18 protein-coding genes and 1 other RNA gene are annotated in these 20,649 nt (G+C 60.9%); 10 read left to right on the top strand and 9 right to left on the bottom strand.

The features are described from left to right. The 6 genes from ACW5XD_RS02215 to ACW5XD_RS02190 form a co-directional block, all read right to left on the bottom strand. Nucleotides 1-596 (bottom strand): IS5 family transposase (locus ACW5XD_RS02215; RefSeq protein WP_456493418.1); only part of this gene is annotated, 596 nt, incomplete at its 3' end. A gap of 130 nt (nucleotides 597-726) precedes the next feature. Continuing rightward, nucleotides 727-1,536, bottom strand: coding sequence for a cobalamin-binding protein (locus tag ACW5XD_RS02210; RefSeq protein ID WP_456493417.1), 810 nt, complete (start codon nucleotides 1,534-1,536; stop codon nucleotides 727-729). Continuing rightward, nucleotides 1,529-2,479 (bottom strand): cobalamin biosynthesis protein CobD/CbiB, encoded by a 951-nt coding sequence (locus tag ACW5XD_RS02205; RefSeq protein ID WP_456493416.1) that lies wholly within the window; start codon nucleotides 2,477-2,479, stop codon nucleotides 1,529-1,531. Before ACW5XD_RS02205 ends, ACW5XD_RS02210 begins: the two co-directional genes overlap by 8 nt. Further along, nucleotides 2,476-3,168 (bottom strand): 5'-methylthioadenosine/S-adenosylhomocysteine nucleosidase, encoded by a 693-nt coding sequence (mtnN, locus tag ACW5XD_RS02200; protein WP_456493415.1) that lies wholly within the window; start codon nucleotides 3,166-3,168, stop codon nucleotides 2,476-2,478. The genes ACW5XD_RS02205 and mtnN overlap by 4 nt, the downstream gene beginning before the upstream one ends. Before the next feature lie 139 nt (nucleotides 3,169-3,307). Next, nucleotides 3,308-4,054: a substrate-binding periplasmic protein gene (locus ACW5XD_RS02195; protein ID WP_456493414.1), complete on the bottom strand. Its 747-nt coding sequence runs from the start codon at nucleotides 4,052-4,054 to the stop codon at nucleotides 3,308-3,310. A gap of 108 nt (nucleotides 4,055-4,162) precedes the next feature. Then, on the bottom strand, nucleotides 4,163-5,095 hold the full coding sequence (locus tag ACW5XD_RS02190; protein WP_456493413.1) for a ZIP family metal transporter: 933 nt from the start codon (nucleotides 5,093-5,095) through the stop codon (nucleotides 4,163-4,165). Between the two features lie 370 nt (nucleotides 5,096-5,465). Here ACW5XD_RS02190 and ACW5XD_RS02185 point away from each other — a divergent pair, with 370 nt between their 5' ends. Then, complete coding sequence (locus ACW5XD_RS02185) at nucleotides 5,466-7,097, top strand: methyl-accepting chemotaxis protein (RefSeq protein ID WP_456493412.1); 1,632 nt, start codon at nucleotides 5,466-5,468, stop codon at nucleotides 7,095-7,097. Nucleotides 7,098-7,463: 366 nt separating this feature from the next. Here ACW5XD_RS02185 and suhB read toward each other — a convergent pair whose 3' ends face one another. Next, nucleotides 7,464-8,267 carry an inositol-1-monophosphatase gene (suhB, locus tag ACW5XD_RS02180; RefSeq protein WP_005310327.1) on the bottom strand — a complete coding sequence of 268 codons (804 nt, stop codon included), beginning with the start codon at nucleotides 8,265-8,267 and terminating at the stop codon, nucleotides 7,464-7,466. Nucleotides 8,268-8,467: 200 nt separating this feature from the next. Here suhB and ACW5XD_RS02175 point away from each other — a divergent pair, with 200 nt between their 5' ends. The 3 genes from ACW5XD_RS02175 (at nucleotide 8,468) to emrD (ending at nucleotide 11,226) form a co-directional block, all read left to right on the top strand. After that, a complete protein-coding gene (locus tag ACW5XD_RS02175; protein ID WP_456493411.1) occupies nucleotides 8,468-8,923 on the top strand; it encodes a hypothetical protein in 456 nt (151 codons plus the stop codon). 191 nt (nucleotides 8,924-9,114) lie between these two features. Then, nucleotides 9,115-9,777 (top strand): glutathione S-transferase family protein, encoded by a 663-nt coding sequence (locus ACW5XD_RS02170; RefSeq protein ID WP_456493410.1) that lies wholly within the window; start codon nucleotides 9,115-9,117, stop codon nucleotides 9,775-9,777. Between the two features lie 249 nt (nucleotides 9,778-10,026). Further along, entirely contained in the window at nucleotides 10,027-11,226 is a 1,200-nt protein-coding gene (gene emrD / locus ACW5XD_RS02165; protein WP_456493409.1) for a multidrug efflux MFS transporter EmrD, read from the top strand. 193 nt (nucleotides 11,227-11,419) lie between these two features. Here the strand turns inward: emrD and ssrS are convergent. Next, nucleotides 11,420-11,602, bottom strand: a non-coding RNA gene (gene ssrS, locus ACW5XD_RS02160) — 6S RNA. Between the two features lie 16 nt (nucleotides 11,603-11,618). Next, on the bottom strand, nucleotides 11,619-11,951 hold the full coding sequence (gene zapA, locus ACW5XD_RS02155; protein WP_042865847.1) for a cell division protein ZapA: 333 nt from the start codon (nucleotides 11,949-11,951) through the stop codon (nucleotides 11,619-11,621). A gap of 173 nt (nucleotides 11,952-12,124) precedes the next feature. Here zapA and ACW5XD_RS02150 point away from each other — a divergent pair, with 173 nt between their 5' ends. From ACW5XD_RS02150 to gcvP, 6 genes are all read left to right on the top strand, one after another. After that, nucleotides 12,125-12,694 carry a UPF0149 family protein gene (locus tag ACW5XD_RS02150; protein ID WP_456493408.1) on the top strand — a complete coding sequence of 190 codons (570 nt, stop codon included), beginning with the start codon at nucleotides 12,125-12,127 and terminating at the stop codon, nucleotides 12,692-12,694. A gap of 201 nt (nucleotides 12,695-12,895) precedes the next feature. After that, on the top strand, nucleotides 12,896-14,119 hold the full coding sequence (gene ubiH / locus ACW5XD_RS02145; RefSeq protein ID WP_456493407.1) for a 2-octaprenyl-6-methoxyphenyl hydroxylase: 1,224 nt from the start codon (nucleotides 12,896-12,898) through the stop codon (nucleotides 14,117-14,119). Between the two features lie 100 nt (nucleotides 14,120-14,219). Then, a complete protein-coding gene (locus tag ACW5XD_RS02140; protein WP_456493406.1) occupies nucleotides 14,220-15,455 on the top strand; it encodes an FAD-dependent 2-octaprenylphenol hydroxylase in 1,236 nt (411 codons plus the stop codon). Between the two features lie 415 nt (nucleotides 15,456-15,870). Then, nucleotides 15,871-16,968, top strand: a complete 1,098-nt coding sequence (gene gcvT, locus ACW5XD_RS02135; RefSeq protein ID WP_456493405.1) for a glycine cleavage system aminomethyltransferase GcvT — start codon at nucleotides 15,871-15,873, stop codon at nucleotides 16,966-16,968. Nucleotides 16,969-17,062: 94 nt separating this feature from the next. Beyond that, on the top strand, nucleotides 17,063-17,452 hold the full coding sequence (gene gcvH / locus ACW5XD_RS02130) for a glycine cleavage system protein GcvH (protein WP_456493404.1): 390 nt from the start codon (nucleotides 17,063-17,065) through the stop codon (nucleotides 17,450-17,452). A 285-nt stretch (nucleotides 17,453-17,737) separates the two neighbouring features. Next, on the top strand, nucleotides 17,738-20,614 hold the full coding sequence (gene gcvP / locus ACW5XD_RS02125; protein ID WP_456493403.1) for an aminomethyl-transferring glycine dehydrogenase: 2,877 nt from the start codon (nucleotides 17,738-17,740) through the stop codon (nucleotides 20,612-20,614). The last annotated feature ends 35 nt before the right edge of the window (nucleotides 20,615-20,649 follow it).

Below are 20,649 nucleotides of genomic sequence, written 5' to 3'. Positions count from 1 at the left end.
TTGGTGTCATATGCGCCATCGGCATACACGGTCCCAAGGGCTCGGCGTAGCGGATTGAACAGGGTCGGCAACACCTCTGCATCATGAATATTTTCCAACGAGGCCTCGGCTGCCACGATGTTGTGGCTCGCCGGGTCTACCGCCAGATGCAATTTGCGCCAGACCCGGCGCTTGTCATGGCCATGCTTTCTGACCTTCCATTCGCCCTCGCCAAACACTTTCAAGCCGGTGGAATCGATAACCAAATCGGTAACCTTGCCCTTGGGGGGCCGGCGGTATCCCACCTTCACTGTACTGGCGCGTTTGCTGACACAGCTGTAGTCGGGGGCACACAGCGGCACATTCATCAGCTCAAACAGCGAGTCGAGCAGGCCCTGTGTCGCCCGCTGGGAGAGGTTGAAAATGCCCTTGAGCATGAGAAAGGTACAGATGGTCTGGTCGGTGTAGAGGGAGCTTCGTCCCCGTCGGCCATGATGTTCTTGATGGAACCAGTTATGAACGACATTCTCATCAACCCAGAACGTTAGCGAGCCGCGTTTGACCAGGGAACGGTTGTACTGTGACCAGTTGGATATGGCGTGAAGCGACTTGCCCATGATGCTGATTTGAAGAGGGATTTGGTGATCAGATCACCGTCTCCACCATAAGTTCAATTCAGGTCACTCCGATTTGGGAAACAACGCTGTGAAACATTACTCGGTTACACAGTGTGCAAGCCGATTTTGGTTACTGTGTTCCCTCAATGGTGTTGCATATCTGTTCCACCGCATTGAGTGCCCTCGGAGTGAAGCGGTGCAGTTCGTCCGAGTTGATAAGTTGCAGACGCTGGAGTTTGACCGCATCGATCATGGGCCACTGCTGCCAGTGACGGAGATCGCCGGGATCTTGGCTCCCCGCGAGGATCAGTGCCGGGTTGGCCTTGATCACCTGCTCCAGACTGACTTGAGGGTAGGGAGTCTTGGCATTGGCCATCAGGTTGTCCCCTCCGCACAGTTCGATGGCCTGAGCCGGCCAGGCGGAACCGCTGACGCTGGTCAGGGGGGGATACCAGAGCTGATAAAACACCTTGATATGCTTGGGCTGGCCGTAGCGTTGCTTGAGTGCGGCCAATCTGGCGAGATAGGCATCAGCCTGGACATTGGCGGCTCGTTCCAGCTCCAACCGTTTTCCCAGCGCCCGCATTTCCGTGGCCAGCGAGGTGAAATCCGTGGGCTCGGAGTAGAACACCGGAATGCCCAATTGCTCTATGGGAGCCAGCATGCGGGATTGGGCCGAGCGCCAGGCCACTACTAGATCCGGTTTCTGGGCCAGCAGGGCTTCCAGGTTGATGCTGCGGTAGTTGGCCACGTGCGGCCGTGCTGTCACTTCGGGTGGAAAGTCGGAGGCATCATCGGTGGCGACGATGCGATCGCCGGCACCGATGACAAACAGTAGCTCGGTCAGATGGGGTGTGAGGCTGACGATGCGCATCGGCGCAGCCGCCAGCAGCGTCAGTGGCCAGCAGAATAGGCAGATCAGAGTGACATATCTAGCCATGCAGTTGCTCCAGTGCGGTGAAGAGAACTGCCAGTGTCAGCCAGCCCCAGCCAACCTGTTGCAACCGGTTGAGCACACGCAGCGCACCGCTGGCATCAGGGTCGTTCACCGCATCGAACACCGGGAAGCGAAACAGGGTGTTCTGGTAATAGCGTGGGCCGCCCAGCCGGACCCCCTGCGAGTGGGACAGCAGCGTCAGCAAGGCGCCCATGGCAGGGTAGGGCCACCGTATGGCCGTGCGCAGGCGAGCCCCCAGTTGGCGCAACTGGGTCAGGCACAGGGGCAGTGCCAGCAGCAGGATGGCGGGGGTACAGAGCCCCTGATAAAGCACGGCAGCGGTGCGACCGAAGTGACTGAATGCCGCTTGTTTGGGGCTCCAGCCCTGGTTCATCAGCTGAGCGAGTCGCCACAGCAGGGCGCCCTGAACGCCAGCCAGAGCAAACCCCAGCAAGGGGCCTGCCCATTGCCCCGTCAGCCGCAGCGCGCAGGTCTCGCTGACCGCCTTGGCGACCCCCATCACGGAGAGTTTGCCGGTATCGCGCCTGAGCCAGGGGGCGGCCTGCAGACGGGCAACCACCAGCGTCTCCTGACTTGCCAACAAACGGGTGGCCTTGGCCAGCTCTCGCAGCGGGCGCGACTCTATCATCAGCAGCAGAAATAGCAGATCAAAAAGCGGCTCCGAGAGGGAAAGGTTGCGCACCGCCCAGAGCCCGGCGGCGCATGGCAGCCAGACGACCAGCAATGCCAGCAGACCGGCCTGGAATTGCTGCCTGGGTGCGCCATCGGGCCTGTGTACCTTGTGGCCGAGGCGGGTCAGCAGGGGCACCAGGGCGGAGAGCCTGAACTGGGCTGGCCAGGGGAGTATGGCTTCCAGCAGCGCGGCCCCGAGCAAGATGGCCGCCGGAGTGGCGGCCATCTGTTCCAGCGTGGCGAGGTCGATCACAGTTTGCCGAGCATCTTGATGATCATCTCGGCCGAATGTTGGCCCGCCACCTCGATGAAGGCGTCGAAGGATTCAACCTGTTCCTTGCCGGCGATGTCTGACATGGCGCGCACTACCAGATAGGGGATCTTGAACATGTGGCAAACTTGGCCGATGGCGGCCCCTTCCATCTCGACTGCCAGCATCTGCGGGAAATCGGCACGGGCTTTCGCAATCGCCTCGGGCTTGCACATAAACTGATCGCCAGTACAGATGAGGCCAATTTTGGTCTGATGCTTGCCTTGCTCAGCGATGCAATCCTGGGCCACCGCGATCAGCTTCTCGTCGCAGGGGAAGGCGGCGGGTTGCTGCGCCATCTGGCCCATCTCGTAGCCGAAGGCGGTCACATCCACGTCGTGGAAGCGCATTTCGCTGGCGATGACCACGTCACCTATATGCAGATCCTGGGCAAAGCCGCCGGCGGAGCCGGTGTTGATCACGCAATCCGGGGCAAATTTTTCCAGCAGCAGGCTGGTGGCGACGCTGGCGGCGACCTTACCGATGCCGGAGCGAGTCAGGATCACCTCTTTGCCCGCCAGCATCCCCTGATAGAACTCGCAACCGCCCAGTTGCAGGGTGGTTGGCTCGTTTATCTGGCTGCGCAGCAGGGCCACTTCCTGTTCCATGGCGCCGATAATACCTACTTTCATCACTCACCTCGTTTCGATGGCCGCGTGGCCGAATAAGTTGTTGTGGATCATAACAAAAGTTGGCGAATGCGCCGAGCATTCCGAGATTGTCGCCAAGAGGCAGATAAAGAGGAAGAGAAGAAAGTGGTGTATCCCTTGCCTAGCGGTATTGTTCCGCCAGCCTTGTTAGCGCGCCGCTGTCAGCCAGTTGTTGCAGCGTGTTGGCAAACAAGGCCAGCCGCGCGGGTGACGTGTGTTGATGAAACAGTATGTAGAAGGGGGTTTCTTCCATGACGGTGGGGAGTATGCGCACCTGGCCGGTGAGTTGGTGCTGGTGAATATCGAATTCAAAGCCGGGTGAGCGGTAATAGATGAAGCGCCCCCGTTTCATCCGCAGCTTGTCGTAGTTGGCGGTGCTGTTGATCCCGCCACTGTCGATGAGAAGTCCGCCGATGGCTTGCAGCCGCTCTATGGCCCCGCTGCCATGGTTGATGAGGATCACGCCCTCCTTGCCGAGGGCCCTGACATCGTCCCAGTGACGAATATGGATGGGGTCGTCGCTGCGTACCGCCAGGTGGTAGCGCACCGTGAAGATGGGCGGTTGCAGATAGATGAAGTGGTTGCGGCGGGCAGGGTTGTCACCGACGCCACAGATAAAATCGAGCTGACCGTGCAACACGCTCTTTTCCAGCCGTTTCAGCGGACGGAAGATCTGATCGCCCTGGATCCGCAGGGCGGGCTCTCGCTGCTCCATGAGTCGAAACAGATCGACGCAGATCCCGCCGACGTGTCCATCCGGGTTTTCAATGTACTTTGGGGCTGACTCCGACTGCGCCGCCGTGTGGTAGACCTCGGTCGCACTGGCTGCCCATAGCGCAGGGGCAAGCAGGCAAAGTAGTGCAACCATCCAGGATCTCATCTCATTCAGGCCTCGATGAAGGCACGGGGAGATCCCGATGCCAGCTATGTCAGTATCGTCAACGAATGAAACATTAGGATATTTATCAGCATGTTATCAACCCAATGCGGTGTCGAGTGTCATCATGAGGGCGAAGCCGGCCATCAGTCCCAGAGTGGCGTGGGTCTGGTGACCATTACGGTGGGTCTGCGGGATCACCTCGTGGGAGACCACAAACAACATGGCGCCTGCAGCCAGCCCCAGCCCTATGGGGTAGGCGATGGCCATGCCGCTGGAGAGGCCCACCCCGAGCAGGGCGCCGAGCGGTTCCAGCAGACCGCTGCCGATGGCGACCAGCACGGCGAGTGAGGGTCGAAAGCCGGCGGCGCACATGGCCAGCGCTACCGCCAGCCCTTCCGGAATGTCCTGCAGTGCGATAGCCGTGGTGAGCGGCAGCCCCACCGACATGTCTCCCTGGGAGAAACTGACGCCGATGGCCATGCCCTCCGGCAGGTTGTGCAGGGCGATAGCAAACACGAACAACCAGACCCGTGAGCAACTCTCATGGCCGGGGCCGCAGGGGCCCGTTTTGTCGTGTTCATGGGGAGTAAACTGATCCAGCCCCAGCATCAAGAGCACGCCGAGCGTCATGCCAGCCACTACCACGGCAGCGGCAAGGAAGCCATCCCCGGTGATCCCTTCCGCCGCCTCGAGTCCAGGCAGCAGCAGGGAGAAGGCACTGGCGGCCAGCATCATGCCGGCGGCAAAGCCCAGCATGCTGTCTTCTACCCGTTGCGGCACGGCGCGCAAAAAGAGGGCAGGCAGGGCCCCGAGGGCGGTGGCGGCAAAGCCTGCCAGCCCGCCGATGAGGCCATAACGGGCACCCGAACTGATGTCGCCAGCCGCCAGCATGATGAGACTTTGCAACAGCAACAACAACACGGCTGCCAGGGCGATGAGCAGACCGATCGCGGTCAGCGGGCGAGCCTGCATCTGCTCGCGCAGCTGGATTGACCAGGAGGAAACCGGCAGCGCCGACGCGTTATCCATAAACATGACCTCGATTGACAGCGGATGAGGATGGCTCATCACCATGGCCTTGCATTACACCGAGGCGAGCCTGCTTTGTCCATGCCCGCTGACCGATTGCATTAATCGGCTAACTATTTGATATGTTTTGGTCGCTATAAATAATTTGTGATGAAAGTCTGGTTGTGTGGAAAAACAACTTGCTTTCACGCCGTGAAATCCGGTGAAGGAGTAGGCGGATCTGTGGTAAAGTGCCGCCCTCGCGAAACCAGCCCTTCCCTTGGTTTTTCGCAACGTCCCATCTCCCGTCAGGAATGTCCGGGTATCAGCTCATACGGATGTGATCGCCACAGTGCACCTGCTTGTCAGCAGTTGAGGATCACCAGCCACCATGTTTTATAAAAATTTGTCTATCGGTAAGAAGATTGCCGTGGTCTTTGCGGTCATTGCCACCGTCAATGTGATATTCGGTATTTTTCTCTCCAGCGAGCTGCGCGGCGTGCGCGATCGCGTGTTGAACTTTACCGACTCCACTCTGCCGAGCGTGCTCTCGGTGGAAAACCTGCTCTATGACGTCTCTTATGTTCGTCGTGCCCAGTTTGCGTTGCTGATGATCGAGGATACTGCCGATCTGCAGGTACGTCGCAGCAGGATCCAGGACAATGTTCAAAAGGTCGATCGCGCTTTTCATGCCTATGAGGCCACGGTCGGTGCCGATCAAGAACGCCAGGTGTTCAACCGCGCCAAGCAGGACTGGCAGCAGTACCTGAACTCGGTCAATGCGGTCGATCAGATGCTGGTACAAGGTCAGCTGGCCCAGGCCAAGGAGCAGCTGTTCCAGTCCAACGCCGCCTATGGCGCGCTGGAGCAATCGGTCAACAATCTGGTGGAGGTGAACCTCGGTTTCGTGAAGGAGAACCGGGGCAGCCTGCTCGACAGCGTCAACATGGTGACCAGTTTTGCCATGGTGAGCATAGGTGGTCTGCTGCTGTTCATGATGGCCATGACCTGGTTCCTGACTCGCCAGATTTGCCTGCCACTGCAAGCCGTGGTCGCGCAGGCCAACGCCATTGCCGCCGGTGATCTCACTCATCAGCTGGATCGCCAGCACATAGGTCGCGATGAGCTGGGCATGCTGGCAAAGGCATCCCTCAAGATGCAGGACAACCTGCGTGGCCTGATTGAAGAGGTGGTAGCGGCCGTGACCCAGCTTGGCACCGCCATCGAAGAGGTGAGCGCCGTCTCCGAACAGTCGGCACAAGGGATCCAGAGCCAGCAGCAGGAGATCTCCCTGGTGGCGACCGCCATGACCCAGATGAAGGCGACCGTGGCCGACGTGGCCGGCAACACAGAGACCGCCTCCGAGTCCGCCAGCTCCGCCAACGCCCTGGCCCGTCGCGGCAATCAGGATGTACAGAGCTCGCTGGTGGCCATTACCCGGGTCGCCGAGGAGATTGAACAGGCGGGGACCCTGGTCGCCGAACTGGAGCGTGAATCAGCCCAGATCAACGTGGTGGTGGACGTGATCCGCGGTATCGCCGATCAGACCAACCTGCTGGCGCTCAACGCCGCCATCGAGGCGGCCCGTGCCGGTGAGCAGGGTCGTGGTTTTGCCGTGGTGGCCGATGAGGTGCGTACCCTGGCGGGTCGTACCCAGGCCTCCACCGGCGAGATAGTGACAATCATAGAAACCCTGCAGGCGCGCGCCAACCAGGCGAAAGAGGTGACAGGTCAAAGCTGTGACATGATCCGCCAGTGCGTGGTGCAGAGCGAGCAGACCAGCAATGGCATCCAGCAAATTGAAGAGGCTGTCGCCCAGATTGCCGATATGGCCATTCAAATTGCCAGTGCCTGTGGCGAGCAGGATGCGGTCTCCGATGAGCTGGGTCGCAACGTGGAGCGGATCAATGAATCCTCCAACGAGGTTGCCATCGGTGCCGATCATACTGCCCGTGCCTGTCTGGAGCTGAGCCAGCTGGCCGCCGGTCTGAAGCAGACCATAGGTCGTTTCCGCCTGGCCTGATGAGGGCAATGCCGGCTTGGTCTAGGCTGAGCTGGTCCATGCCCGCTGGACACACAACAAAACCCGGCGTTTGCCGGGTTTTGTTGTTTTACAGGGCGACGGGGGAGGTGGATGCCCAGTGAGTGAATTGATCTTCACGCCGGGTCTGCGATAGTGGGCGGATGGCAGCGGGCAAGGGACGATATCGGCAGTGAAGCTTGGTGAACCCGGTTGGCAGGAAAGGGAGTGTGGGGAGAACGCTCACGCCAGCTGGGCTGCGAGGAATGCTCCGCACTGCTATGGAAGGGCTTGGGATCGTTGCTGTAGCCGCCATAAAAAAACCCGGCCAAGGCCGGGTTTTTTGTGCGTGCTCTGCGAGAGGCTGGCTTACTTGGCCAGGGACTCCGGCAGGTTTTCGCGGATCTTGCCGAGCATCTCTTTCAGGACGCGCGGGTTGGCAACCACTATGTTGCCGGAGTTTTCGTAGTTGTGACCACCCACGAAGTCGGTGACGATGGCGCCGGACTCTTTGGCCAGCAGCTCACCGGCAGCGGTGTCCCAGGGCTTGAGGCCGATTTCCCAGAAACCGTCGACGCGACCGGCAGCCACATAGGCCAGATCCAGTGCGGCGGAGCCGGAGCGACGGATGTCGGCACATTCGATGAACATGCTCTGGAACATCTTCAGATACGGCTCGATGTGGTGCTTCTGCTTGAACGGAAAACCGGTGGCCAGTACTGTGCCAGCCAGCTCTTTGGCTTTGCCGACACGGATGCGGTAGCCGTTCAGCTGGGCGCCGTTACCACGGGTCGCGGTAAACAGCTCGTCACGGATGGGATCGTAAACGACGGCCTGTTCGGTCTTGCCCTTGACGCGCAGGGCGATGGAGACGGCAAAGTGCGGAATGCCCTTGACGAGGTTGGTCGTGCCATCCAGTGGGTCAATGATCCATTGGTAGTCCGGATTGGTACCGGCAATCTCACCAGACTCTTCAGCTATGATGCTGTGTTCCGGGTAAGATTTTTTGATGGTGTGAATGATGGCCGCTTCGGCGTCACGGTCAACGTTGGTCACGAAGTCATTGCTGCCTTTCTGGATGGCCTCGATGTTCTCAGGCTGGGAGAAGGCTTTTACTACTACTTGACCGGCGTTGCGCGCAGCGCGCACGGCGATATTCAGCATCGGATGCATAGGTTCACCACTGGATGTTAAAGAACGGGGGATAAAAGGACGCGGTATAATACCAGTCTTTTCGATAATGACAACCGTTATACGCCGTCTTCCTGACCTTGACGACTGCCAGATCTGACGGCTCCAATATAGGCTTCTTTTGGTCTAGTCTTATGACAGCAACCGAATAACAGGCTGCATTGAGCATAGGGACGTGGATCATGAATCTGTCATTAGTCAGTCAAAAACCGTCGACAGCGACGACTCAAAGGCTGCTGGCTGCCTTGAGAGCATCAACCGGACATGGCGACTACTTCAACGAGGTGAGCATTGCCCAGCCATCACTGTGGCAACCGGGTAAAGAAGAAGCGGCCATACTGCTGCTCGATGGCGATACCGCCTGGCCCGAATTTGCTTGGCAGCGCAATAACGATACCTTTGGCTTGCCGGTATTGCCGCTGCTGATGCGCAGAGGGGATGAAACTCTCACCATTCAGGGACCGGATGTGCGGGATCCACGTTTCTATTTTGTCTCCAACGGCATAGTACTGGACGAATCCGAACTGGCCGATCCCGCCTGCAGCAGAGTGTTATTGAGCAAGCTTGAGTCCTACTTCCCGCTGTTGTCTCGTCTCATTTTGCTGCGTCAGCGCCAACCCATGGGGCTGTGCAGCTAGCATTTCTCTTCCCTCTTTCGGGCTGTTCAAGCGGTGCAATATTTGTCATAACTGACTCGTATTGTGCCGCTTTGCCATGCCGGAGCTTGGGAAAATGTCCGCATGGCGTCTATCCCGTTGTTTTTACCGATCTGGCATAAGCACAGCCGTGGTCGTTTCTGTGCCAATGTGTGGATCATAAGGAGTTCATGATGATCGATTTTTATACCGCAGCCACCCCCAATGGTTTCAAGGTGGCGATCGCCCTCGAAGAGCTGGGGCTGCCCTATCGGGTGATCCCGCTGGATTTGTCGGCACTGGATCAGAAAACCCCCGAATTTCTGGCCATCAACCCCAACGGACGCATCCCGGCCATCGTCGATCGGGATAACGGCGATTTCGCCGTGTTTGAGTCCGGCGCCATCCTGCTCTATCTGGCAGAGAAGGCGGGCAAGTTGCTGCCACAGGATCCCAAGCGTCGTTCCCAGGCCATCCAGTGGCTGATGTTCCAGATGGGCGGGGTCGGCCCCATGATGGGGCAGGCCAACGTCTTCTATCGCTACTTCCCGGAGAAGATCCCGGCCGCCATCGAGCGCTATCAGAAGGAGGGGCGCCGTCTGTTCGAGGTGCTCGACAGCCACCTGGCGCAGCACGAATACCTGGCCGATGAGTACAGCATTGCCGACATCGCCACCTGGCCCTGGGTGCGCATTTATGACTGGAGTGGCATCTCCATCGAGGGTCTGCCGCATCTGCAAGCCTGGATGGCGCGCATGGCAGAAAAACCCGCCTGCCAGAAGGGGATCACCATACCGCCACGAAACGAGGCGCCGGAAGACTTGGTCAAGCAGGCCCAGCAGATGGTAACGCGTTGATTTTTATTGCTGACGGGGCAAATTGCCCCGTTACATTAGAAAAACTAGGGAAAGCTGATTACAAAGATTCGTTCGTTTTTCGTGATCTGAATCACTAAGATCACGCCAAGCCAAGGGAGTGTCCTGCTCCCGGCCGGTGCGGGTTCTCCGCCTTGTATTTTCACCTTTGATTGACTCTGTTTTTTGGATCCCCTCTGCAGGTTTCTGCCAGGGGTGCGGCAGCTTTTTGATGATTTGCGGGACTGAGATATGTATCGGCACAGTTTTTACCCTCTGTTTTTTCTGACCATCCTGATGGTCGCTGTGGGCCAGATGACCCAGACCCTGTATGTGCCCTCCATTCCCATGATGGCGGGGGACTTCAACGTGGCCTCCGGCCAGTTACAGGCGGTGATGGCCTGTTACCTCATTCCGTACGGGCTCTCCCAGTTTGTCTATGGCCCGCTGTCGGATCGTATCGGTCGTCGTCCTGTACTGCTCATCGGCATGATGGTGTTTCTGGTGGGGACTCTGACCATTCAGCTGATCCCGAGCTTCACCGCGTTGTTGGTGGGAAGCCTGATCCAGGGGATGGGCACGGGTGCCGGCGGTGCCATGAGCCGGACCGTGATGCGCGATCGCTACAGCGGCGCCGAACTGAACCGGGCCAATAGCTTGGTGAGCATGGGGGTGATCTTCTCCCCGCTGCTGGCGCCGGTGCTGGGTGGTTGGTTGACTGAGTTGTTCAACTGGCGTGCAGGGTACTGGTTCCTGTTCGGCTTTGGTGCCGTGACCACCCTGGCCCTGCTGGCCTGGTTTGGTGAAACCCTGCCGCAGGCGGCTCGTCAACAGCCACTGCGGGTCGGCGCCGCCTACCGCCACGTGCTGGGCAATCCGCGCTTTCAGGGCAACCTGCTCTGCCTGATGGCGACCTTCGCCGGTCTGGCGGTGTTTGAAGCGGCGGCAGGCGTGCTGCTCGGCGACGTGCTCAAGCTGAGCGCCCGCACCGTGAGCGTCCTGTTCGTGTTGCCGCTGCCCGGCTACCTGTTTGGCGCCTGGCTTTCCGCCAAGCTGAGCTTTCGGTTGAGTCAGGGCAAGCTGATGCGCCTTGGCATCGTCTTCCTGGCGCTGGGGTCGCTGATCATACTGCTGCCAGGCTTGTTCGGCGTGGTAAGTGCGGCTTCTCTGGTGGGGGGCGCGGCCGTTTATTTTATCGGTAGCGGCATTCTCTATCCGACCGCCACCTCTTGCGCCATCGAGCCCTTCCCGGGGCAGGCGGGCACCGCTGGCGCCATCCTTGGAGGGATGCAGAACCTGGGGGCGGGGATAGTCACCCTGCTGGCAGCCGGCTTCCCGATGGAAGGCCAGGTGACCCTGGGAGCCATCATGGTGGTGATGGTGCTGATTGTGGCCCTAAGCTTTGCCTGGTTGCGCCACCATGGCTCACCTCACGAACAGATGGCTGTTTGATTGCCTCGTCACAGTGACAAGCCCGCCCTCGCCGGCGGGCTTTTTATTGGCTCGATGCTGGTGTCGTGGGGACCAGGGCTGGGGGAGAAGTAGGGGATGAACCTGAGCAGACAAGAATGAGCTGCCGCACTGGGCATCTGTAAACGGGAGGCAAAGAAAGAGCCCGTCATCGTGATGACGGGCTCTTTGCTGTTGGTACCCCGGAGATGCCGTTGCCGGTTTGGGCCCTTGAACCGTAGGTTCAAGGCGGGAATCGAATCTGACCGCAGGCTTCTCGGTCGTGCCGAGCATGCGCAATAGCCAGAAGGCCGATCCCCTGGTGGGTATGATTATCGGCTCGGGGACTTGAACCGGCTGACGCACATCCCAGGGAATTTTAAAACGGTGCGCGATTAGGGCTGCAGGCCCTCGCCGCTGGATTCGCCATACTGTCCGTGCTCGATCAAGGCCGCTTCTATGGTGCGTTGCAGCATCTTGATCCGCTTGTCCATGGTCTCAGAGTATTGGTGATTCTTCTCTTTTTCAAGGCAGAGCTCATGGCAAAAATTGAGCGCTGCCATGATCGCCAATTGCTCGTTGCTGGAGACCTTGGAGCGTTGACGCAGCTCGATGAGTTTGTCAGTCAGCTGGTCGGCGGCCTGGCGCAGGGCATCCTGCTGTCCCAAGGGACAGGATACCTTGTAGGGACGTCCCAAAATGACGATTTCTACGGCCTCTGTGCTCATGCCTTCCTCAATACGGCGGTGCTGATTTCCGCCTTTATCCACGTGGACAACTGGGCGGGACTATATAGCGCAGATGCAGAAGTTTCAAGGCCTTGCTGGCTCTGGAAGGGGGAGAATGCTAGGATCCTGACCATTAATTTTGCATATTTGCCTGAACTTTGAGCGGATCTTCGATGAGCAAAACGAACCCCCTGAAATACACGGCTGTGGCCGACCTGATGGAACAGCATGAGCTGATGGCAACGGCGGTGGAGGCCCATGGCGTGATCTGCGGTCTCGTCTGCGGTGGCGTGGCACTGGACGACAAGAGCTGGCTGCCGCCCTTCAACGATCTGGTCAACGACGGTTTCGGCTTGCCGGCCACGGTGCGCCAGGTGATGACAGATCTCTATCACGAGATAGTCGAGAGTCTGATGGCCCAGAAGGGCGTCGAGCTGCTGCTGCCAAGCGATGAGGCGCCGCTCGATGAGCGCATCGATTCGCTGGTGGACTGGTCGCAGGCATTTCTGGCCGGGTTTGGCGTGGTGCAGCAGGAGCTTTCCAGGGCGTCCGAAGAGTTGCAGGAGATGATCCAGGATATCGCCAGCATCACCCAGGTCTCTGCTGAGTTCGATCAGGAAGATGACGAGAACGAAGCCTCCTTCCTGGTGCTTTACGAGCATGTGCGCCTGGGGGTCATGATGACCTTCGAGGAGTTTGGCAAGCGTCCAGATAGCCCGATCGCGCCGCCGACCCTGCACTGATCGCTCCTGCGACAGAAACAGCATAAAACAATGCAGAGCGCCCGGTGGCGCTCTGCTTTTATCCGGCCGGATGGAGGGGCCAGTTCAGTATTTTTTCAACCAGATCATGGTCGTGACGCCGTTTTTTGCCCGTGGCCTCGCATCCCGGCCCCCCGCTTTGTGGTAGCATGAGGTCACGTTCCAGCTTCTTCCTCTCATCGCATGTCTCAATCTGATCTGGTTCACGTCGACGTGGCTATCGTCGGCGGTGGAATGAGCGGCGCCGTGCTGGCGCTCTCTCTTGCCGCGCTGCGCGGTGCCGACGGCGAGCCCCTGCAGATCCTGCTGCTGGAGGCGAGCGTCCCCGAGCTCAATGCTCACCCCGGCTTCGATGCCCGCGCCATCGCGCTCTCTGCGGGTACCTGCGAGGCGCTTGCCCGCCACGGGCTCTGGCCTTGCTTCGCTCCTCTCTGCTCCCCCATCACCCAGATCCATGTCTCGGATCGGGGCCACTGTGGCCAGGCCAGCTTGTCGGCGGCGGAATATGGACTGCCCGCGCTTGGCCAGGTGATCGAGCTGTCGGCGGCCGGCATGGCACTGCAACAGGGGATGGCGGCCTGCCCCCACATCCATATGCTGTGCCCGGCCCAGCTCTCGACCATTGAGCCGCTTGAGGAGGGCGTGACCCTGACGCTGGCCAGTGGCGAGCGTTACCAGACCCGGCTGCTGGTGGCGGCCGATGGCGGTCACTCCTTCGTGCGCCAGCACTTCAAGATGGCCGTCACTCGTCACGACTTTGAGCAAAGTGCCATCATAGCCACGGTCAAGACCGCCGAGGATCCCGCCGGGCGGGCGTTCGAGCGCTTCACCCTGGGGGGGCCGCTGGCCTTGCTGCCGATGCAGGATGGGCTCTCCTCCCTGGTGTGGAGCGTCGGTCGGGAGCAGGCGGATGAACTGATGGGGCTGGATGAGGCCGCCTTTCTCGCCCGGTTGCAGCAGGCGTTTGGCTGGCGGCTGGGCCGTTTCGAGCGATGCGGCCAGCGCCACGTCTATCCGCTGGTGCTGACGGCCACCGACTACCCGCTGGCCCAGCGCACCGTGCTGGTGGGCAATGCCGCCCACCTGCTGCACCCCATAGCAGGGCAGGGCTTCAACCTCGGCATGCGCGATCTGGACCTGCTCACCCAGGCGGTTGCTGGCGCGCTCGCGGCGAAGGTGGACATAGGCAGCTTTGCGGTGCTGAACGGTTACTGGCAGTTGCGCAAGGAGGATCAGGCCCGGACCATCTGGCTCACCTCCTCGCTGGCCCAGCTCTTCTCCAATGGCCACGATCCGCTGGTGGCGGGCCGCAACTTGGCGCTCTCCCTGATGGGGCGGCTGGCTTGCCTCAAGGCGCCGCTGGCCTCCCGTACCCTGGGGTTTGTGGCCGACCTGTGCCGTAAATGAGGGGCGCCGCCCACCCGCGGCGGTCAATCGCGAATTGAAAGGGGCTATGCCAACGGGCGTCCCCTGCTGACCCAGCGGTCAGCCACGAAAGGAACAGATGATGCAGATGCAAAACGTGGATGTGGTGATAGTGGGGGGCGGCATGGTGGGCCTGGGGCTCGCCGCCGCGCTCAAGCAGAGTGGCCTCAAGATTGCCATCGTGGAGGGGCAGTTGCCCGAACCCCAGCTCGGGGACGCGCCGGACAACCGGGTCAGTGCCCTGAGTCTGGCCAGCCAGCGCATCTTGCAGCAGGTCGGCGCCTGGGCCGGGATAGCGGCGCGGCGCCTGCAGCCCTACGAGAAGATGCAGGTGTGGGAGCAAGACAGCTTCGGCCAGATTGGCTTTGATGCTGCCAGTCTGCGCCAGGGGGCGCTCGGTCACATAGTCGAGAACCGGGTCATCCAGCTGGCGTTGCTGGAGGCGATTCTTGGTGGCAATGCAGGGGAGGCAGACAACATACAGCTGCTGAGCCCGGGCCGGGCCGCCAGCTTGCAAAGTGGCGAGGCGGGGTCGCTCCTGCTGCTGGACGATGGCCGCGCGCTGTCGGCCAAACTGGTGGTGGCCGCCGATGGCGCCCACTCCTGGGTGCGCCGCCAGGCGGACATTCCGCTCACCAGCTGGGACTACGGCCAGCACGCTCTGGTGGCGACGGTGCGTTGCGCCGAGCCTCATGAGGCGGTGGCCCGCCAGATCTTCACCCCGGAAGGCCCGCTCGCCTTCCTGCCCCTGTGGCAACCGGATCTCTGCTCCATCGTCTGGTCCGTGCCCGCCAGCCGGGCCGAGGCACTGTGCGCCTGCGATGACGAGCAGTTCAACCGCCAGCTCACCACCGCCTTCGATGGCCGGCTGGGGCTGTGCAAGGTGGAAGGGGCGCGCAGCGCCATCCCGCTCACCGCCCGCTATGCCCGCGACTTCGCTCGCGAGCGGCTGGTACTGGTGGGGGATGCGGCTCACACCATACATCCGCTGGCGGGGCAGGGGGTCAACCTGGGCCTGCTGGATGCGGCGGCGCTGGCGGAGCAGATTGTGCAAACGCATCGTGCCGGTGGGGACATAGGCCTGCTGGCCAACCTGCGCAGCTACGAGCGCTGGCGCAAGAGCGAGGCGGCCCGCATGCTGGCGGCCATGGAAGGGCTCAAGCGGCTGTTCAGCGGGGCGAACCCCCTCAAGAAGCTGGTGCGCGGGGTGGGATTGTGCGCCTTCGACGCGCTGGCGCCGCTCAAGCAGGGGGTGATCCGGGCTGCCATGGGGCTCGATGGCGAACTGCCCGCCCTGGCCAAGGGTGAAAAAATCTAATACTACTCAGGTTTTTTTACAACAAAACTAATCTGACGAGGCTGATGACCCATTTTGGGCATCAGCCTTTAATCTGGGTGGCAGGCGAAACGTTTTTCTTCAAATTGTGACGAAACGGTAAAAATCAAAATTTAATCTCGCGTGAGTCGCTGTTCGACTGTTTTTATCACTGTTTTTACCTTAGTGTCTGGGGTCTGTTTACTGGCGGTGGATTAGTTTTTTTTGAGCGGCAGGCTCGCCCGCTTGTCATATAATCCGCTGCGTTCAAGGAATCACTCTTGCCCCGCGGGGCTGGAACGAGCACAGACTCCAGCCGTCTCTTCTCTTTCTGTTGCACAGGCGATTGAATGTCCTGTTGGCTGTCAGGGGAGGGCGGATTGCGAGTGTTGTCGCGAACGCTTAAGGAAACACAGCGATGATCCAGACTACAGTACTGCATCCCAAGCATCTGGAAGCCGGCGCCAAAATGGTGGACTTCCACGGTTGGGAAATGCCCATCAACTACGGCTCCCAGCTGGAAGAGCACCACGCGGTGCGCACCGATGCCGGCATGTTCGACGTCTCCCACATGACCATAGTCGACTTGACCGGCGAGCGGGTCAAAGCCTTCCTGCAACACCTGCTGGCCAACGACGTGGCCAAACTCACAGTCCCGGGTAAGGCCCTCTACAGCGGCATGCTCAATCCGGAAGGCGGCGTCATCGACGACCTCATCACCTATTATCTTGGCGATACGTTTTACCGCCTGGTGGTGAACTCCGCCACCCGTGAGAAGGATCTGGCCTGGATCCGTCACCACGCCATCGATTTTGCCGTGAGCGTGACCGAACGTCCCGAGCTCGCCATGATCGCGGTGCAGGGCCCCAACGCCAAGGCCAAGGCGGCCAAGGTGTTCACCCCTGAGCAAAATGCGGCAGTGGAAGGGATGAAGCCCTTCTTCGGCGTGCAGGCGGAGGATCTCTTCATCGCCACTACCGGCTACACAGGCGAAGACGGCTATGAAATCGTGGTGCCGCAAGAGAAGGCGTGCGACCTGTGGCAGGCGCTGCTGGACAACGGTGTGGCCCCTTGCGGGCTGGGCGCGCGGGATACCCTGCGCCTCGAAGCCGGCATGAACCTCTACAGCCAGGACATGGACGAGAGCATCAGCCCGCTCGCCGCCAACATGGCCTGGACCCTGGCCTTCGAGCCGGCCTCCCGCCAATTTATCGGTCGCGCCGCGCTGGAAGCACAGAAGGCGGCGGGCACTCAGCCCAAGCAGGTCGGTCTGGTGATGGAAGAGAAGGGCGTATTGCGTTCCGGCATGCCGGTCACCTTCACCACCGCCAGCGGCGAGAAGCGGGAAGGTGTGATCACCTCGGGTTCTTTCTCGCCGACCCTGGGCTACAGTATTGCCCTGGCGCGGGTGCCCCGCGACATCGGCGAACAGGCCGAGGTGGAGATCCGCAAGAAGCTGGTCACCGTCAAAGTCACCAAGCCCGCTTTCGTGCGCAACGGCCAGAAGCTGGTGTAACAACCCCATTGCGGCGAAGGGGGCTGCCCTTCGCCAGTACCCCTTGTACGCGGTCCAGGTACAAGTGATCCAAGTGAATAAGAAGGAAGCACAAATGAGCCATATCCCGAGCGAACTGAAATATGCCACCTCCCACGAGTGGATCCGTGTTGAAGCCAACGGCGAGGCCGTGGTCGGTATCACCGAGCACGCCCAGGATCTGCTGGGAGACATGGTATTTGTCGACCTGCCGGAAGTGGGCAAGCAAATTGGCGCCGGTGATGACTGCGCCGTGGCCGAGTCGGTCAAGGCCGCCTCCGACATCTACAGCCCGGTGAGCGGCGAAATCATCGCCATCAACGAAGAGCTGGAAGGCAGCCCGGAACTGGTCAACTCAGACCCCTACGGCGCCGGCTGGTTGTTCCGCATCAAGCTGGATGACGCGGGCGAGCTCGCCAACCTGCTGGATGCCGAAGGCTACCAGAACCTGGTGGACGAAGAGTAATGCCCCCGGGCCCTGCCAACACAGCAGGGCCCCTTTGTATGACCGCCAGCCGGGCACATGCCGGCCGGTGGAAGGGTGAAGTCGCCCGCGCCTGCCGTTTGCCAGCCTGGCCTTGCCAGGGGGCAAGCGGGCCGGTACGCAACAAGGCGATCCCCTGTCGATGCTGGCGCAGCATCCGGTGCCGCACCCAGCCTGCGGGACCCAGAACATGAGTGGAGTCGGTATCAGCCGGCTATCAGGAACATCAGGTCTTGGTTATCAGGACTTAATACCAGGAATAGGGAAATGACCCAGTCACTGTTTGAACTCGAGCAAAAAACCGATTTCATCCGTCGCCACATAGGCCCGGGTGAGGAAGAAGTGCGCGCCCTGCTGGCCACAGTGGGCGCAGAGAGCCTGGACGATCTGATTGAGCAGACGGTCCCCGCCGCCATTCGCCGGCCGGGCCCGCTCGGCATCGGCGCCCCCATGACGGAAGTGGAGGCACTGGCCAAGCTCAAGGGCTACGCCGCCCAGAACAAGATCGCCAAGAGCTATATCGGCATGGGCTATCACGACACCCATGTGCCCCACGTCATCCTGCGCAACGTGCTGGAGAACCCGGGCTGGTATACCGCCTACACCCCGTACCAACCTGAGCTGGCCCAGGGCCGTCTCGAAGCCCTGCTCAACTTCCAGCAGCTGACCCTGGACTTGACCGGCATGGATCTGGCCAGCGCCTCCCTGCTGGATGAAGCCACCGCCGCCGCCGAAGCCATGGCGCTGGCCAAGCGCATGGCCAAGTCCAAGTCCCATCTCTTCTTCGTGGCCGATGACGTGCACCCCCAGGTGATCGACGTGGTCAAGGAGCGCGCCGTGCACTTTGGTTTCGACGTGGCCGTCGGCCCCGCCGGCGAGGCGGTGAGTGAAGAGGTATTCGGTGCCCTGTTCCAGTACCCCACCACCACGGGTGAGGTGAAAGATCTGCGCGCCCTGATCGCCGCCGTGCAAGCCCAGAAAGGGCTGGCCTGCGTCAGTGCCGACCTGCTCTCCTTGCTGCTGCTCAAATCCCCGGGTGAACTGGGCGCTGACGTGGTATTCGGCTCCGCCCAGCGCTTCGGCGTGCCCATGGGTTACGGTGGTCCTCACGCCGCCTTCTTCGCCACCCGCGATGCCTACAAGCGCTCCATGCCAGGCCGCATCATAGGCGTCTCCAAGGATGCCCGCGGCAAGGCTGCCCTGCGCATGGCGATGCAGACTCGCGAGCAGCATATCCGCCGCGAGAAGGCGAACTCCAACATCTGTACCGCCCAGGTGCTGCTGGCCAACATGGCTAGCTTCTACGCTGTTTACCACGGCCCGGTGGGGCTGAAAACTATCGCCTCCCGCGTGCACCGTCTCACCACCATTCTGGCGCTCGGCCTCAAGGCCAAGGGCGTCGCCCTCAAGCACGCCAGCTGGTTCGATACCCTGACCGTGCTGACCACGGGCAAATCAGAGCTGATCGCCAAGGCCGAAGGGCTCGGCATCAACCTGCGTGCAGACCTCGATGGTGCGGTAGGGGTGTCCCTCTCTGAAACCACCACCCGCGGCGATGTAGCCGAGCTGTTCGATCTCTTCCTCGGCCAAGGCCATGGACTGGATATCGAGGCCCTCGACAAGGCGGCGCAGGCCCATCACGCCATCCCGCAGGATCTGCTGCGTACCGATGCCGTGCTGACCCACGATGTGTTCAACAAGTACCACTCCGAAACCGAGATGCTGCGTTACATCCATCGTCTCGAAGCGAAAGATCTGGCGCTCAACTACGCCATGATTTCGCTCGGCTCCTGCACCATGAAGCTCAACGCCACCGCCGAGATGATCCCGGTCACCTGGCCCGAGTTTGGCAAGCTGCACCCGTTCGCTCCGCTGGCGCAGGCCAAGGGCTACCAGCTGCTACTGGCCGACCTCGAAGATTGGCTGGTGAAAGTGACCGGCTACGATGCTGTCTGCATGCAGCCCAACTCAGGTGCCCAGGGCGAGTACGCAGGCTTGCTCGCCATCAAGAAGTACCACGAGTCCCGTGGTGACGGTCATCGCGACATCTGCCTCATTCCGGCTTCCGCTCACGGCACCAACCCGGCCTCTGCCCAGATGGCGGGTCTGCGGGTCATAGTCACCGCCTGTGACAAGTCCGGCAACGTGGATCTCGACGACCTGCGCGCCAAGGCCGCCGAGGCGGGGGACCAGCTCTCCTGCCTGATGGTGACCTACCCTTCTACCCACGGGGTGTACGAGGAGACCATCAAGGAGGTGTGCGACATCGTTCACCAGCACGGTGGTCAGGTCTATCTGGACGGCGCCAACATGAACGCCCAGGTGGGCCTCACTGCACCGGGCTTTATCGGGGCGGACGTTTCCCACCTCAACCTGCACAAGACCTTCGCCATTCCTCACGGCGGTGGCGGCCCGGGCATGGGCCCCATAGGCGTGAAGAAACATCTGGCCCCCTTCGTGGCTGGTCACGCCGTGGTCAAGACCGACAAGGAGAGCCGCAACAACGGCGCCGTGTCGGCGGCACCGTTCGGCTCGGCCAGCATCCTGCCCATCAGCTGGATGTACATCGCCATGCTGGGAGACGAGGGGCTGAAGAAATCCACCCAAGTGGCCATCCTCAACGCCAACTACCTGGCCAAGAAGCTGGGTGAATCCTTCCCCGTGCTCTACTCCGGTCGCAACGGTCGGGTGGCCCACGAGTGCATCCTGGATATCCGCCCGCTTAAAGAGGCGTCCGGCATCAGCGAGATGGACGTGGCCAAACGGTTGATGGACTACGGTTTCCACGCACCGACCATGAGCTTCCCGGTGGCGGGTACCCTGATGGTCGAGCCGACCGAATCCGAATCCAAGCGCGAGCTGGACCGCTTCGTCGAGGCGATGACCGCCATTCGCGCCGAGATCGCCAAGGTGCAGGATGGTCACTGGAGTTTGGCCGACAACCCGCTGGTCAACGCGCCCCATACCCAGGATGACGTGATGGACGAGCAGTGGAACCGTGGTTACAGCCGCGCCGAGGCGGTGTTCCCGTCCGACGCCGTGCGCGCCGCTAAGCTGTGGCCGTCGGTCAACCGCATCGACGACGTCTACGGCGATCGCAACCTGTTCTGCTCCTGCATCCCGACTGAGGATTACGCCAAGTAAGAAGAGGCGTTCGTGGCTAAAGCGCCGTGACCTTG

The sequence above is a fragment of the Aeromonas enterica genome, assembly GCF_054052465.1.
Note: the sequence above shows the minus strand (reverse complement) of the source record. Positions and strands in the feature narration are given on the sequence as shown.